This window comes from Brevundimonas sp., from assembly GCF_041648615.1.
Classification (GTDB): domain Bacteria; phylum Pseudomonadota; class Alphaproteobacteria; order Caulobacterales; family Caulobacteraceae; genus Brevundimonas.
On sequence record NZ_JBAZOS010000030.1, the window covers coordinates 22471 to 37291 of the forward strand.

At 69.3% G+C, this 14821-nt stretch carries 18 protein-coding genes and 1 tRNA gene; 15 read left to right on the forward strand and 4 right to left on the reverse strand.

Annotated features, from left to right (window positions below; genetic code table 11):
- Positions 1-9 precede the first annotated feature (9 nt).
- The gene (locus WC555_RS11540; RefSeq protein WP_373253712.1) at positions 10-579 is read right to left on the reverse strand and encodes a hypothetical protein; all 570 of its coding nucleotides are present in this window, start codon (positions 577-579) and stop codon (positions 10-12) included.
- 233 nt (positions 580-812) lie between these two features.
- Between WC555_RS11540 and WC555_RS11545 the strand changes: the two genes are divergently transcribed.
- Positions 813-1562 (forward strand): cyclopropane-fatty-acyl-phospholipid synthase family protein, encoded by a 750-nt coding sequence (locus WC555_RS11545; protein ID WP_373253714.1) that lies wholly within the window; start codon positions 813-815, stop codon positions 1560-1562.
- A 5-nt stretch (positions 1563-1567) separates the two neighbouring features.
- Here WC555_RS11545 and WC555_RS11550 read toward each other — a convergent pair whose 3' ends face one another.
- The 3 genes from WC555_RS11550 to tsaD are packed head-to-tail and all read right to left on the reverse strand — an operon-like array spanning position 1568 to position 4158.
- Positions 1568-1948 (reverse strand): Rieske (2Fe-2S) protein, encoded by a 381-nt coding sequence (locus tag WC555_RS11550; protein WP_373253716.1) that lies wholly within the window; start codon positions 1946-1948, stop codon positions 1568-1570.
- Positions 1945-2943, reverse strand: a complete 999-nt coding sequence (locus WC555_RS11555; protein ID WP_373253717.1) for an NAD(P)H-dependent glycerol-3-phosphate dehydrogenase — start codon at positions 2941-2943, stop codon at positions 1945-1947. Before WC555_RS11555 ends, WC555_RS11550 begins: the two co-directional genes overlap by 4 nt.
- A gap of 9 nt (positions 2944-2952) precedes the next feature.
- Positions 2953-4158, reverse strand: coding sequence for a tRNA (adenosine(37)-N6)-threonylcarbamoyltransferase complex transferase subunit TsaD (tsaD, locus tag WC555_RS11560; RefSeq protein WP_373253719.1), 1206 nt, complete (start codon positions 4156-4158; stop codon positions 2953-2955).
- On the opposite strand from tsaD, the gene hemC reads away from it, so the two are divergent.
- The 14 genes from hemC to WC555_RS11630 all read left to right on the forward strand — a co-directional run.
- Positions 4157-5107 carry a hydroxymethylbilane synthase gene (gene hemC / locus WC555_RS11565; RefSeq protein WP_373253721.1) on the forward strand — a complete coding sequence of 317 codons (951 nt, stop codon included), beginning with the start codon at positions 4157-4159 and terminating at the stop codon, positions 5105-5107. The two genes, tsaD and hemC, sit on opposite strands and share 2 nt — an antisense overlap.
- A 107-nt stretch (positions 5108-5214) precedes the next feature.
- Positions 5215-5781, forward strand: coding sequence for a uroporphyrinogen-III synthase (locus tag WC555_RS11570; RefSeq protein ID WP_373253739.1), 567 nt, complete (start codon positions 5215-5217; stop codon positions 5779-5781).
- 39 nt (positions 5782-5820) lie between these two features.
- Positions 5821-5896 (forward strand) — tRNA-Thr (locus WC555_RS11575).
- A 160-nt stretch (positions 5897-6056) separates the two neighbouring features.
- Entirely contained in the window at positions 6057-6695 is a 639-nt protein-coding gene (locus WC555_RS11580; RefSeq protein ID WP_373253722.1) for a helix-turn-helix domain-containing protein, read from the forward strand.
- Positions 6696-6713: 18 nt separating this feature from the next.
- Complete coding sequence (locus WC555_RS11585) at positions 6714-7187, forward strand: hypothetical protein (protein ID WP_373253724.1); 474 nt, start codon at positions 6714-6716, stop codon at positions 7185-7187.
- Positions 7188-7235: 48 nt separating this feature from the next.
- Positions 7236-8435 carry a methionine adenosyltransferase gene (metK, locus tag WC555_RS11590; protein WP_373253725.1) on the forward strand — a complete coding sequence of 400 codons (1200 nt, stop codon included), beginning with the start codon at positions 7236-7238 and terminating at the stop codon, positions 8433-8435.
- 105 nt (positions 8436-8540) lie between these two features.
- Positions 8541-9239, forward strand: a complete 699-nt coding sequence (gene trmB, locus WC555_RS11595) for a tRNA (guanosine(46)-N7)-methyltransferase TrmB (protein ID WP_373253726.1) — start codon at positions 8541-8543, stop codon at positions 9237-9239.
- A gap of 43 nt (positions 9240-9282) precedes the next feature.
- Positions 9283-10176, forward strand: coding sequence for a hypothetical protein (locus WC555_RS11600; RefSeq protein WP_373253728.1), 894 nt, complete (start codon positions 9283-9285; stop codon positions 10174-10176).
- A gap of 135 nt (positions 10177-10311) precedes the next feature.
- Positions 10312-10698, forward strand: coding sequence for a hypothetical protein (locus tag WC555_RS11605; protein WP_373253729.1), 387 nt, complete (start codon positions 10312-10314; stop codon positions 10696-10698).
- A 74-nt stretch (positions 10699-10772) separates the two neighbouring features.
- Entirely contained in the window at positions 10773-11276 is a 504-nt protein-coding gene (locus tag WC555_RS11610) for a DUF1993 family protein (protein WP_373253731.1), read from the forward strand.
- A 164-nt stretch (positions 11277-11440) separates the two neighbouring features.
- Positions 11441-11983: a ribosome maturation factor RimP gene (gene rimP, locus WC555_RS11615; RefSeq protein ID WP_373253732.1), complete on the forward strand. Its 543-nt coding sequence runs from the start codon at positions 11441-11443 to the stop codon at positions 11981-11983.
- Positions 11984-11985: 2 nt separating this feature from the next.
- The gene (nusA, locus tag WC555_RS11620) at positions 11986-13752 is read left to right on the forward strand and encodes a transcription termination factor NusA (protein ID WP_373253734.1); all 1767 of its coding nucleotides are present in this window, start codon (positions 11986-11988) and stop codon (positions 13750-13752) included.
- A gap of 18 nt (positions 13753-13770) precedes the next feature.
- Positions 13771-14439, forward strand: a complete 669-nt coding sequence (locus tag WC555_RS11625) for an RNA-binding protein (protein WP_373253735.1) — start codon at positions 13771-13773, stop codon at positions 14437-14439.
- Positions 14440-14521: 82 nt separating this feature from the next.
- The coding region (locus tag WC555_RS11630) for a translation initiation factor IF-2 associated domain-containing protein (protein WP_373253738.1) at positions 14522-14821 on the forward strand (300 nt) is incomplete at its 3' end.

The following is a 14821-nucleotide window of genomic DNA, read 5'->3' on the forward strand; positions in this document are numbered from 1 at the left end:
GCTTGTTCCTTAAAGTCGGCGACCAGCGGCGAGCCACAGGCCTGGTAGCAGGGCCACCAGCGCGAGCGCGCAGGCATGGATGAGATATTGGTCCGGCGTCCCGAAACGCAGGGCGATCGCGGCGACGCCGGCGAAGGCGATGGCGGCCACCCCCGCCATATTGGCCGTTCCGGCGCGCGCGGCGGCGACGGTCCAGACGAGGCCGTACAGGGTCAGGCCGACGGCCGAGGTCCAGCGCATCAGTTCCCAGTCGCCGGTGGCGACCGACAGTCCGACCAGGGCCAGGGCCGCGCCGATGTGGATCAGGATGACGGTGCGCGACCAGCCGGCGACGCGGCGGCCGGCCTCGCCGCCGGCGCGCCGCAGGCGGAACACGCCGGTCAGAAAGGCGCCGACCGCGACCGGCCAGCTGAGGCTGAGCACGGCCGGATGCCAGCCCAGCGCGCCGCTCATGACGCCCCACTGGATCAGATTGGCCGCGCCGAAGGTCAGACCGGCCAGGGTCAGGACCCGGCCCGCGCAGACCGGAACGGTGGGCAGCGGGCGGGCGACGGCGAGATCGAAGGTGACGGCGGACATGTCTGAAATCTCCCTGTTCCAGCTATTCTTTCACATTCACTTTGAAATGTAAAGTTCTTCACAAAGGTGATCGCGGGACGTCAGGCGCACGGAAAAAAACAGTTCACATAGTGCGCACAGTGCGCTTCGTCCGAAGCCGTTCGAGGCCCTCCCACCACATTCAATTGTCAAAGGCCGGTTCGCAGGAAACCATGCGCATGCGTCAATTCCGGACGTAGCGGTGGAGGCCATCGATGACCCCGACCTTCCCCCGCATCGCCTACGAGGCGCTCGACGTCTGCAACGGCGTGACGATGGCGGCCATCGAGGCGGCCGTGGCGCGGGCGGGATTATCGGCGGGGGCCGAGGCGCTGGATGTCGGCGCCGGGAACGCCGCCGTGGCGATCCGGCTGGCCGAAGCCTTCGGCCTGAGGGTCACGGCGATCGAGATGGATCCGGGGATGGCGGCTCTGGCCCGCGCCCGGATCGCCGGAGCCGGCGTCGGGGACCGGGTCGCGCTGGTCGTCGCCGCCGCCGCCGGGGTTCTGGCCCGGACGCCGCCGGTCGATCTGATCACGGCCCTCGGGACGACGAACGTCACCGGCGAGGGGCGGCCGACGCCCCAGGCCGCGCTGGCGGCCTTGCGCCGGGCCCTCAAGCCGGGCGGCTGGCTGTTGTGGGGCGATCTCGTCTGGCTGTCCGAACCGCCCGGCCCGCTGCGCCAGATCGTCGAGGCGGCCAATCTGTATGCCGACCACGCGGGCTGGCAGGCCGCGGCGACGGACGCGGGCCTCGAGGTGGTCGTCGCGGAAATCTCGCCGCAGGCGGTGTTCGATGACTATGCGCGCCGCCTCGGGCAGGCCGCGCAGCGATGGCTGGACGCGAATCCCGATGCGCCCGAAGCCGGATCCGTCAGGATGAGCGCCGACCGGGTCCGGTCCATGCTGGACCATGGTCGGGATCACATCGGCTTCGGCCTGTATCTGTTGCGCCGGCCGGGCTGACCGCGTCAGGCGGTGCGAATGACGCCGTCCCGCACCGTCACCGGCCAGGGCGTCAGGCGCGATCCCGCGCACGGGCCGCCGACGCAGGCGCCTGACAGCGGCTGGAACACCGCCCCATGCCAGCCGCACAGGATCAGCGACCCGTCCGGGACCAGATAGTCGTCCAGCTCGATCGCCAGCGGAAAGCCCTGATGCGGGCAGCGGTCGACATAGCCCACGACCTGACCGCTCTTGCGGACGACGAAGCCGTGAAAGAAGGCCTCGCCGATCTGCAGCACGAAGCCGCGCGACCCGGGATCGGCGATGTCGGCCTCGGCGCACAGGGTCACGTTCGCGGGCGTGGTCCAGACGCGCGGACGCCCCGCGTCGGCAGGGGTCTCACTCAATGCCGCTCGACCTTGAGCGGGCGCGAGAGCAGACTTTCGATCACGGCCCCGACCGTCGTCTCGCCGTTCAGCAGGGCGGCGACGGCCAGGGAGATGGGCATGTCGACCCCCATCTTCGCCGCCAGTTCCCGGACGGCCGGCGCGCTTTCATAGCCCTCGGCCACCGAGCGTTTTCCGGCCAGGGCCTGTTCGACGGTCTGGCCCTGACCCAGGGCGAGGCCGAGGCTCATGTTGCGGGACTGGGGGCTGGAACAGGTCAGGACCAGATCGCCGAGGCCGCACAGGCCGGCGACGGTCTCGGCCCGCCCGCCCAGGGCGACCCCCATCCGCGTCATTTCCGCGAAGCCGCGCGTGATCAGGGCGGCGTGGGCGCTGCGGCCCAGACCGCGGCCTTCGGACATGCCGCAGGCGATGGCCAGCACATTCTTGATCGCGCCCCCGACCTCGGCCCCGATCAGGTCGGAGGCCAGATAGGGCCGGAATCCGGGCGCGGACAGGGTCCACATCAGCTCCTCGCCCAAGGCCTCGTCGGCGCAGGCCAGGGTGACGGCGCTGGGCAGGCCGCGGGCCACCTCGCCGGCGAAACTGGGGCCGGACAGGACCGCGGCCGGGGCGGCCGGCAGGGTCTCGGCCAGGACGTCGGTCATCAGTTTCAGCGAGCCGCGCTCGATGCCCTTGGAACAGAGGATCACGGGAACGCCCGCGCGGTGATGCGCGGCGAAGGCGGTCAGGGTCGAGCGCATATGCTGGGCCGGCGGCACGGCCAGGATGACGTCGCAGGCGGCGAGATCGGCCAGGTCGGCCGTCACCGAGACGCGGTCGTCGAGGGTGATCCCGGGCAGGAAGGCTTCGTTGACGCGGCGGGCGCGGATGCTCTCGACCACCTCGGGCTCGCGCGCCTGCAGCAGGACGTCGAGGCCGGCCCAGCCCGCGACCTGGGCCAGGGCGGTGCCCCAGGCGCCGGCGCCGATCACTCCCGCGGTCTTGAATTGCATGCGTCTTCCCTAGGCCTTGGCGCCCTTGCGGCCCGGCGGATGGACCGGGTCGGCGAGCGCGCTCTGTTCGTCCAGCGGCCAGCGCGGCCGGGCGGCGGTATCGATGTCGGAGGTCAGGCCCTTCTGCAAGCGTTCGGCGCCGGCGAGGGCGATCATCGCGGCGTTGTCGGTGCAATAGGCCATGGGAGGCGCGAGGAAGGCGAAGCCGTTGGCCGCGGCGGTCGCTTCCAGCGTGGCGCGCACGGTCCTGTTCGCGGCCACGCCGCCCGCAACCACGAACAGCCGGTGATCATGGCGTTCCGCATAGGCCTTGAGCGCCCGGTCGGAGCGTTCGCTGAGCTGGCGGGCGATGGCGGTCTGCACGGCGTCGCCGAGATCCGCGCGGTCCTGATCCGTTGCGCACGCCTGGGCCAGGCGCGAGGCGGCGGTCTTGAGGCCCGAGAAGGAGAAGTCGCAGTCCTTGCGACCGAGCAAGGCGCGCGGCAGGTCGAAGCGGGCGCCGTCGCCCGCAGCGGCCAGCTTTTCGAGGGCGGGGCCGCCCGGATAGCCGAGGCCCAGGGCCTTGGCGATCTTGTCGAAGGCCTCGCCGGCGGCGTCGTCTATGGTGGTGCCCAGCCGCGTCATGTCGCCGACGCCGCGCACCTCCAGCAGCTGGCAGTGGCCGCCCGAGACCAGCAGCAGCAGGAAGGGGTAGTCGACCCGGGCGCCCAGCCGGGCCGAGACGGCGTGACCCTCGAGGTGGTTGACGGCGATCAGGGGCAGGTCGCGGGCCAGGGCCACGGCCTTGCCGAAGCTGAGGCCGACCATGACGCCGCCGACCAGACCCGGCCCGGCGGTGGCGGCGACGCCGTCCAGGGCGTCATAGTCCAGGCCCGCGTCCGCCATCGCCCGGCGGACGACGCCGTCGATCATCTCGACATGGCTGCGGGCCGCGATCTCGGGGACCACCCCGCCATAGGCGGCGTGATCGTCGATCTGGCTGTGCACCACGGACGACAGCACGGTCGCCTCGCCGTCCGGCGACAGACGCACGACCGAGGCGGCGGTCTCGTCGCAGCTGGTTTCGATGCCGAGCACCGTCAGGTCGCCGCCCGGGACGAAGGCGGGGGCGAAGGCGGGCGCCTCGGTTGCCCGGCTCCCTTCGCTGCTATACTCGGCGGGCCTGTTCATCGGGTCGAGGTAGCGACCCCGTTCTCCCGGCGCAACGACTCTCATGGCTCATCTCGTCCGCATCGGCACGCGCCGCTCCAAACTGGCGATGACCCAGTCGGGCATGATGCAGCGCGCCATCGGCCGCGCGCTGGGCGTCGCCGACGCCGATCTGGCCGAGGCCGTCCCGCTGGTCGAGATCGTCACCACCGGCGACCGGGTGCAGGACCGCCGTCTGATGGAGATCGGCGGCAAGGCGCTGTTCACCAAGGAAATCGAGGAGGCGCTGGCCGACGGCCGCGTCGATGTGGCGGTCCATTCGATGAAGGACGTGCCGGCCGAGCAGCCGTACGGCCTGTGCATCGCCGCCGTCCCGCCGCGCGAGGACGCCCGCGACGCCTTCGTCAGCGAGCTGTTCCCGAGCTTCGCGGACCTGCCGATGGGCGCGCGGCTGGGGACGGCGTCGCTGCGGCGTCAGGCCCAGGCGCTGGCGCTGCGGCCCGACCTGGCCATCGAGATGCTGCGCGGCAATGTCGACACCCGTCTGCGTCGCGCCGCGGATGGAGACTTCGACGCCATCCTTCTGGCCGTTTCGGGCCTGAACCGGCTGGGCTTCGAGAGCGTGATCCGCGAACGGCTGTCGTTGAACGACTTCCTGCCGGCCCCGGGGCAGGGCGCCCTGGCCCTGCAGACGCGGGTCGAGGACATCGACGCCGTCTGGGTCGCGGCGCTGAACGATCCGGACACGGCCCTGGCCGTGGCGGCGGAGCGGGGGGCGATGACGGCGCTGGAGGGATCCTGCCGCACGGCGATCGGGGCCCATGCCGAAATGGTGGACGACCGGTTGCGCCTGACGACGGAAATGCTGGCCCCCGACGGCTCGGCGCGCTGGCGGCGGTCGGCGGACCTCTCCGACCCCCGGGGCGCTGACGCCGAGGACCGGGCTCGGGACATGGGGATGACCCTCGGGGCCGCGATTCACGCGGCGGCGGGCGATCAGAGGACGCTCCCCTGACGCCGATCCGGCGAGTCTGGGTCACCCGCGCCGAACCGGGCGCGGCGCGCACCGCCGAACGGCTGACCGCGCTCGGCTTCGAGCCGGTCGTCGCGCCCCTGCTGGAAATCCGCCCCCTCGCCGCGGCGGTTGAGCTGGCTGGCGTCGTCGCCCTGGCCTTCACCAGCCGGAACGGCGTCGAGGCTTTCGCCGGCCTGAGCCGCGAGCGGGCCCTGCCGGTCTTCACCGTCGGCGATGCGACCGCCGACGCCGCGCGGGCGCACGGGTTCAGCAGCGTTCGCTCCGCCGACGGCGCCCTGGCCGATCTGGCGGCGCTGCTGATCGCCGGGGCGCCTCAACCGGGACAGGTGCTGGCGCCCGGCGCCCTGGAGCCGGCGGGCGATCTGCCGATGCTGCTGGCGGGCCGGATCGAGGCGCGGGCCCTGCCCGTCTATGAGGCGGTGGAGACCGGAGGCCCGGCGCCGCAGGCGTTCGACGCCGTTCTGCTTCATTCGGCGCGGGCCGCCCGCGCCTTCGGGGCGCTCGGGCCGTTCCCCGACGCACGGGTGGTCGTCCTGTCTGACGGCGTCGCGAGCGCTCTCGGCGACCGCGGCGGCCGGGAAATCCGCATCGCGGCCGCTCCCGACGAGTCCGCCCTGCTCGCAGCGCTTGGCAAGCCCGCGCCCCGCGTATAAAGAGCGCCTCTCGCGCGGGGTCATGCCCATCGCGCCAAGGCCGCTTTAGCTCAGCTGGTAGAGCATCGCATTCGTAATGCGGGGGTCAGGTGTTCGAGTCACCTAAGCGGCACCATTCTTTTTGAAGCGGCCAGATCCGGTAATCCGGAGACGCGTGCATCTTGCGGTCCCGGGTGGTCGGGCGCGCGCCGTGATCGACGGCGCTTTCCTGGCTTTCCGCCACTGGACGACGCCGTGCGCAGGCCGTAGCTATTCGGGCCATACCGGAGCGTAGAATGTCGCAGCGCCTGAGCGCCCGCCAGGAAGAATGTCTGAGGCTGACCGCCTTCCTGACCGACAAGGAGATCGCCGCCCGCCTCCGTCTTTCGGAGGCCACGGTCAAGAAACACGTGCACGAGGCCTGCCGCCGGATGGGGGTCAACCGGCGCAAGGCGGCGCTCGCGCTTCTGGAACGAAACGTACCAGGGCCGAAAGACCCCATTGGCGGCGACGGCCGTTCCGCGGTTGATGTCCCCCTCGACAGGGAGTCAGACCATGGCATCGAAAAGTACGCCGCTTCCCCAGTGGACCTGGGAGGATCTGGAGGCCGCGCTGGACGCGTTCAGTCCGACGGGCGCAAACGATCCGGTCCGGAGTCATCTGCTGCGGGGACTGGCGGACGACGCGGCGCGGTCGAACCCGCGGGAACTGTTGCAGCAGGTGCTGAGCGCGGGCTGGGTGATGGCGCAGGTGGGAGCCCAGAGCGGCGTCTCGGCTACCGCCCCCCGCCGCGCGGCTGGGGCGTCCGCCTCCTGATCCTGCTTGTCATCGTCGTAGTGACGGCGGTGATGATGAAGGCGGTGGCCGATCTGGTCCTCGCCTATGCGGGCCAGGCCCAGGAGATCGGGGAGGTCACGACCTTCCCGCGCTCCTAGGTCCGGGCGGCCCGGTCATTGGAGAAAACCCAGATACCGCCCTTTCTGATCACCTATTATGTGCTCTGCCTGATCGCGGTCGTTGTGGCGTGGCTCAAGGGCGGGCATCCGGAACGCCTGGGCGCCGTGACGACGGTCGTTGTCTTCGCGGTGTCGTTTTACACTCACGAACTGAGGGTGGGCGCGTTCTACGCCGGCGACGCCCTGGTCGACGTCCTGATGACCGGCGTCTTCCTCTGGCTGGCGCTGACCAGTGACCGTTGGTGGGCCCTGGTCATGTCCGCGATCATGGCGCTGACCCTGCTGGTCTATGTCACAGCGCTGGTCGTCCCGGATCTCGGTCCCTACGCCGTGGTGTCGGCGCGCATCGGCCTGGGAATCCAGTGCTCGCTGGCGCTTCTGTGCGGTGCGGGCGAGCGCTGGCTGGCCGGCGAACGGCCCGTGAGCGAGCGCGCGCCCTGGCGTCGCGCCCCACGCGCCTTGAACATATAAACATATCCTTATATGTCTGCCGACCACCCCACCCGCCGGAGCTCCGCCTTGTCCCGTTCGTCGTTCCTGTTCACGTCTGAAAGCGTCTCCGAAGGCCACCCCGACAAGGTCGCGGACCGCATTTCCGACACCGTGGTGGATCTGTTCCTGGGCAAGGACCCCTATGCGCGGGTCGCCTGCGAAACGCTGACGACGACCAATCTGGTCGTGCTGGCCGGCGAAATCCGCGGCCATGGCATCATGGACGCCGAAGGCAAATGGGCTCCGGGCGTCCAGGACGAGATCGAGGCCGCCGTTCGCGCCGCCGTGCGCGACATCGGCTATGAGCAGTCCGGCTTCCACTGGGACAGGTTCGAATTCATCAACCGCCTGCACGGCCAGTCGGCCGACATCGCCGTGGGCGTCGACGCCGCCGGCAACAAGGACGAGGGCGCGGGCGACCAGGGCATCATGTTCGGCTACGCCTCCAACGAGACGCCCGAGCTGATGCCGGCGACCCTGCAGTACAGCCACAACATCCTGAAGCGCCTCGCCGAGGTCCGCCACGGCGGCGACAAGCGGCTGGAGCCCGACGCCAAGAGCCAGGTGACGATCCAGTACGAGGACGGCAAGCCCGTGCGCGCCACGTCGATCGTGCTGTCGACCCAGCACGCCGCCGGCCTGTCGTCGGCCGATGTCGCCGACATCGTCAAGCCGCACATCCTCGCCGTGCTGCCCGAAGGCTTCACCGACGAGAACACCGTCTGGCACATCAACCCGACCGGCATCTTCGAGATCGGCGGTCCGGACGGGGACGCCGGCGTGACCGGCCGCAAGATCATCGTCGACACCTACGGCGGCGCGGCCCCGCACGGCGGCGGCGCCTTCTCGGGCAAGGATCCGACCAAGGTCGACCGCTCGGCCGCCTACGCCTGCCGCTACCTGGCCAAGAACGTCGTCGCCGCCGGCCTGGCCGACCGCTGCACCATCCAGATTTCCTACGCCATCGGCGTGGCCAAGCCCCAGTCGATCCATGTGGACCTGCACGGCACCGGCAAGGGCGCCATCACCGAGGCGGTGCTGGAGGCGAACATTCTCGGCCTCATCGGCGGCGCCACGCCCCGTGCGATCCGTGAGCATCTGGGTCTGAACAAGCCGATCTACGCCCGCACCGCCGCCTACGGCCATTTCGGCCGCGCGCCGGACGCCGACGGCGGCTTCAGCTGGGAGAAGACGGATCTGGTCGACCAGCTGAAGGCGCTGGCCTAAGGCAACAGCGGTCAGGCAACAGGCAACAGGTCGGCCGCTTCTGCTGCCTGCTGCCTGTTGCCTGATCCCTCGCTCCGGCGGGGCGACCGGGCTATAGCGCCCGCCATGTCCCCTTCCGACGACCTTGCCCACCGCCCGCTCCGCTCGTTCGGCCGCATCAAGTCGCGCGCCATCAAGCCGCGTCAGGCGGCCCTGTTCGACACCCTGCTGCCCGGAATCGCCCTGCCCGATCCGAAGGCCGGGCCGATCGATCCCGCGGCCCTGATGCCCGGGGCCGCCGCGGTCTGGCTGGAGATTGGCTTCGGTGGCGGCGAGCATCTGGCCGAACAGGCGGCGCGTCATCCCGATACGCTGATGATCGGCTGCGAGCCCTTTCTGAACGGGGTGGGTTCGGCCCTGCGCCACATCGACGAGCGGGGCCTGGAGAACGTCCGCCTGCACGCCGACGACGCCCGCGACGTGATGGCGGCCCTGCCGGACGCCAGTCTGGACCGGATCATGATCCTGTTCCCCGACCCCTGGCACAAGGCGCGGCACAACAAGCGTCGACTGATCCAGGACGAAACGGCGGCGGAGATCGCGCGCCTGCTCAAGCCGGGCGGACGTCTGCGGTTCGTGACCGACTGGAAGGACTATGCCGAATGGGCACTCGAGAAGTTCGAGCGCACGCCCGGCCTGGTCCGGCAGGTCGACCCGTCCGACGACTGGTTCAAGGCCCCCGCCGACCACGTGGTCACCCGTTATGAAGAGAAGAAGCTGGGCGACACCCCGCCGATCTTCCTGGAATTCCTACGGGTAGACTAGCGCCGCCACGCAGCTAGTGTGGGACTTGATCGGGAGGGGTTCCATGAAATGGTCAACGGCGTGTTTGACGGCCTTGGCCTCGGCATTTTTTGCGAGCGCGGCTGTCGGACAGGACAACGGCGTTGGTCAAGTTGTCCAAGTGCGAATCGCCTGCACCGTCGTGGGGGCCGGTGCGCTTGAGCGCTGTGAAATCATCTCGCGCCTTTCAGAGGACCGTTCGTTTGATGCGCCCGCACTTCAAGCGGCGAGTCAGAGCGTGGCGCGTCGGCCGACCGAGATCGTTTCCGGCCGCATTCACTTTCCAGTATTGCTGGAGCGCGAGGCCGACTACCAGGCCCGCACATCCGGCCCGCCTGGGCCACCCGTCATCGTGCCCCCGCCGACCATGGTCCCGGCGACCGTTCCCGCCGCGCCAACCGACCAAAGCGTGCAGGCCTGGGGTGGACTGGAATGCGTGGTGCGCGCCGATGGCAGTCTGATGCGCTGCTGGAAGGACGGCCGCCGTGCTCCGCAGGGCGTGCTGGCGGGCGAGGTCCAGCGCGTTGTCATCGCGGACAGTCTCGCAGGACGGCTTTCGGACCTGCCCGCGGCGCTTCCCGCAACGCCGGCCGAGGTGCGCGCCAGTTGGCGGACACACGGAGAAGACTTCGGACGCACCGCATATTCCCAGGACTATGCGCCGGCATCGGATACTGGCCGTCTGGTCTGGGTGGCGTCTCTTTATCCAGCTCGGGCGTCAGCGGGATTCATCGGGAGCTACGACCTATCCGAATACGACTGCGCGGGACGGCGGCTTCGGGTGTTGCTGAGCGCCAGCGCAAGCGAGGCTGGACTGACCGGATGGTCCACGGCGGAGCCGCGCGATTGGTGGGAGCGCGACAAGGTGAGAGGCTTCCTCGCTAAGCTGTTCGACGCCTTCTGCCCGGCTGGAAGCTGACGGGCCAAGGGCAGCTTACGCCATGAAGAGAAGAAGCTGGGCGACACCCTGCCGATCTTCCTCGACTTCAGGCGTGTTTGACGGCCGGGATCGTCCGATACAGGATACGGCCACGCTTTGAGCGGGGGACGCGCCATGACCTGGGTGGTCGACAATATTCAGGCCATTCTGGTGGTCTGCGGCCTGCTGACGGCGTCCATGCTGCAGTTCACCCTCATGCCGCGCCGGGCCGCGCGCTCGCTCTTTGGTGAGACCGTCGATGGTCCGATGGCCGATGTCGCGGTGCGGGGCTGGGGCCTGCTGATCGCCCTGACCGGCGGCATGCTGCTGTGGGCCGCCTTCCACCCGGAGACCCGGACCCTCGCCATCGGCGTCGCCCTGATCAGCAAGGTCTTCTACATGGGCCAGCTGATCGCCAGACGCGGCCGGTTCCTCAAGGGCATGGCCGGGATGACGGTCCTGCTCGACCTGATCATGGCCGCCCTGCTGGCGACCTGGATGTGGGCCGAGCACGGGACCTGAACGCCGGCCCACGGCTCTCGCCTTCCGCTGCAAATGGCGTCACAAGCGGGTCCATACCTGAACAGGACCGACCCATGAGCCTCGCCGTCGACACTCTTTCGACCTCCATGTTCCTGCGCGGCCTGAACGTCCTGTCCGGGCTGATCGATCGCGCCGTCGAGGCCGGACTGGACGAGGCCGTGGTGATGGAGGCGCGTCTGGCCCCGGACATGCGGCCCTTTCCTGACCAGGTCCGCATGGCCAGTTTCTCGGCCCGCAGCTGCATCGCCCGACTGACCGACCAGCCGTGGCCGAAGACCGATGACGCTGAAGCCAGCCTAGCCGAGCTCAAGGCGACCGTCGCCCTGTCGATCGCCTTCATCGAGGGCGTCGAGGCCGCGGCCTTCGCCGGCGGCGAGACCCGTCGGATCGAGCTGCGCTTCCCCGGCGTCGAGCTCAATTTCGAGGGCGAGGGCTATCTGACCAGCTTCGCCCTGCCGAATTTCCATTTTCACCTGTCGATGGCCTACGCCATCCTGCGGCACCTCGGCGTGCCGCTGGGCAAGCGCGACTTCCTGGGGCAGCTGGCGCTGATCTGAGTCCGACTCGCCCCGGCCGATTGGCGAGGCCGTCGCCGGGAAGGACTTCCCACCCCGCCGACTTTGGCCTATATGCGCTCCCACATCGTTAGACCGGCGTCCAACGGCGCCGATTGAAGCGGCGGCCTTGGATGGCCCGCCGCTTTTTGTTTGGACCAAAGCCTTTGAAGGCCAAGACCGCCGAAGACCGCCAGCTGCTGGAGCTGATCGAACCCGTGGCCGAGAGCCTGGGCCTCGATATCGTGCGCGTGCGGCTGATGGGCGGCACCCTGCGCCGTCGTCTGCAGATCATGGCCGAACGGCCCAGCGACCACGACATCGCCGTCGAGGAATGCGCCCGACTGAGCCGCGCCGTGTCGGAGGTGTTCGACGCCGCCGATCCGATCAACGGCGAATATCTGCTGGAGGTGTCGTCGCCCGGCGTCGACCGCCCGCTGACCCGGCTGAGCGATTTCGACCTGTTCGAGGGCTATGAGGCGCGGCTGGAAAGCGATCGCATGATCGAGGGCCGCAAACGCTTCAAGGGCGTGATCGCGGGCACGGACGGCGACAATGTCGCCATGGATCTGGAAGGGGAGGAGGACACCGCCCTCATCCCCTTCGACTGGCTGGTCGACGCCAAACTGGTGTTGACCGACGAACTGATGAAGGCGGGCGCCGAGAAGCGCGCCGCCCGTAACGACAACTCTACCGACACCGAGGACTGATCATGGCTGTTGCCGGCGTTTCCGCGAACCGACTCGAACTGCTTCAGATTGCTGATGCGGTCGCGCGCGAGAAAAACATCGACAAGGAGGTCGTCGTCGAGGCGATCGAGGAGGCGATCCAGAAGGGCGCCAAGTCGCGCTACGGCGCCCATCACGACATCCGCGCCAAGATCGACACCAAGTCGGGCGAACTGGCCCTGACGCGCCACGTCACCATCGTCGCCGACGACTGGCAGCCCGAGGACGAGCTGGAAGAGTTCAACGACTCGGCCATGGTCCGCCTGACCGACGCCTCCAAGCGCGATCCGGAGGCCTTCGTCGGCAAGGAATACGTCGAGACCCTGCCGCCGTTCGAGTTCGGCCGCGTCCAGACCCAGATGGCCCGCCAGGTCGTGACCGGGAAGGTCCGCGAGGCCGAGCGCGCCAACCAGTACGAAGAGTTCAAGGACCGCGTCGGCGAGATCGTCAACGGCACCGTCAAGCGCGTCGAATACGGCAACACCGTCGTCGACCTGGGCCGGGGCGAGGGCATCATGCGCCGCAACGACTCCATCCCGCGCGAGGTGTTCAACATCGGCGACCGGATCCGCACCTACATCTATGACGTCCGCGCCGAGGCCAAGGGCCCGCAGGTCATGCTCTCGCGCTCGCACCCCGGCTTCATGGCCAAGCTGTTCGCCCAGGAAGTGCCCGAGGTTTACGACGGCGTGATCGAGATCCGCGCCGCCGCCCGCGACGCCGGCTCGCGCGCCAAGATGGCCGTGCTGTCCAATGACTCCTCCATCGATCCCGTCGGCGCCTGCGTCGGCATGCGCGGCTCGCGGGTTCAGGCCGTCGTCGCCGAACTGCAGGGCGAGAAGATCGACATCATCCAGTGGAACGCCGACGAGCCGACCTTCATCGTCAACGCCCTGGCCCCGGCCGAGGTGTCCAAGGTGGTGCTGGACGAGGAAGCCGACCGCGTTGAGGTCGTGGTGCCCGACGAGCAGCTGTCGCTGGCCATCGGCCGCCGCGGCCAGAACGTCCGTCTGGCGAGCCAGCTGACCGGCTGGCAGATCGACATCATCACCGAGAGCCAGGACTCCGAGCGCCGCCAGCGCGAGTTCAGCGAGCGCACCGTCCTGTTCCAGGAAGCCCTGGACGTCGACGAGGTCATCGCCCAGCTGCTGGTCACCGAAGGCTTCGCCACGGTCGAGGATCTGGCCTTCGTCGAGCCGTACGAAATCTCCGACATCGAGGGCTTCGACGAGGACACGGCCGAGGAACTGCAGGCGCGCGCCCGCGACTTCCTCGAGAAGCAGGCCGCCGTCCTGGACGCCAAACGCGTCGAGCTGGGCGTCGAGGACGCCGTCATGGCCGTTCCGGGCGTGACCGGCGCCATCGCCGTCGCCCTGGGCGAGGGCGGGGTGAAGACCGTCGAGGATCTGGCCGATCTGGCCACCGACGAAATCCGCGGCGGCTACGAGGTCAAGAACGGCGAACGGGTCAAGGTCCCGGGCGTGCTCGAGAGCTTCAACCTGGCCCAGGAAGAGGCCGAAATGCTGATCCTGCAGGCGCGGGTCGCCGCCGGCTGGATCGACGCTTCGGAACTGCCGCAGCCGCCCGAGCCGGAATACGAGGAAGAGCTTCCCGAGGGCGAATACGACGCCGAAGCCGTCTTCGCCGCAACGCCGGAAGGCGACGAGGTTGAAGCCGTCGAAGGCGACTCCGAAGAAGACGCCGACGCCGAGGTCCTCGCCGAGGACCCCGAACAAACCCCCGACGCGTGATGGGAGACCGGATCGTTCATGAGTCTGCGCGAAGCGACGATCGATAGAGAGCGACGCGACCTCGTCACCCACGAGGTCATGGACGAATCTCGCCTGATCCGCTTCGTCGCCGCTCCGGACGGTTCGGTGGCTCCCGACCTGGCGCGCAAGCTGCCGGGGCGTGGTCTGTGGGTCGCCGCGAACCGGGCCTCGATCGAGGCGGCGGTGAAGAAGAACCTGTTCTCGCGGGCCGCCAAGGCCCCGATGAAGCCGGCCGCCGACCTGGCCGACATGGTCGAAAACCTGCTGGTGCGACGCTGTCTGGACCAGCTGGGGCTTGCCCGGCGCGAAGGCGTTCTTATCTCCGGTTTCGAGAAATCCCTGGCCAATGTCCGGTCCGGGAAGGCCGCATGGATCATCGAGGCGGCGGACGGTTCCGCCGACGGCCGCGGCAAGCTTCTTTCGCTCGCGAAACACATGACGCCGCCCCCGAAAGTCTGCGGCGTCTTCACGGCGGACGATTTGAGTTTGGCCCTTGGGCTGGAAAATGCGATACACGCCGTCCTGCTTGAGAGCGGGCGGGCCGATCGCTGGACCATAGAGGTCGAACGACTGGCGGGATTTCGACCGCTTCTGCCCCCGGAGTGGGGCGGAGAGCCGGCTGAGATGCCGAACAAGGTTTTGGACGGGCGGGGTTCTGCTCCCTGATTTGGGGGTGGGGCGACGCGCGGCTTTTTGTGTTTGAACGAGACGACGGCGGATCATCCGCTGTCACGAGTAAAGCGACCGGATGACTGACGAGAACGACAAGACCAACGACGGCGCACCGCAGGCTCCGACCGGGACTCCGTCCACGACGGGCCCGCGCGCGCCGCTGAGCCTGAAGCCCCGGCAGGCGGGATCGGTTTCGACCGGCACCGTGCGCCAGAGCTTCAGCCACGGCCGCACCAAGACCGTGGTGGTCGAGACCAAGCGCCCCCGCGCCGGGGTCGCGCCGGGCCATCAGCGCCCGCAGGGCTTCGACGTCGCCGCCCGTCCGCGAACCGACGCGCCCGCGCCCCAGGCGCCGCGTCCGGCCATGCCGGCCGGA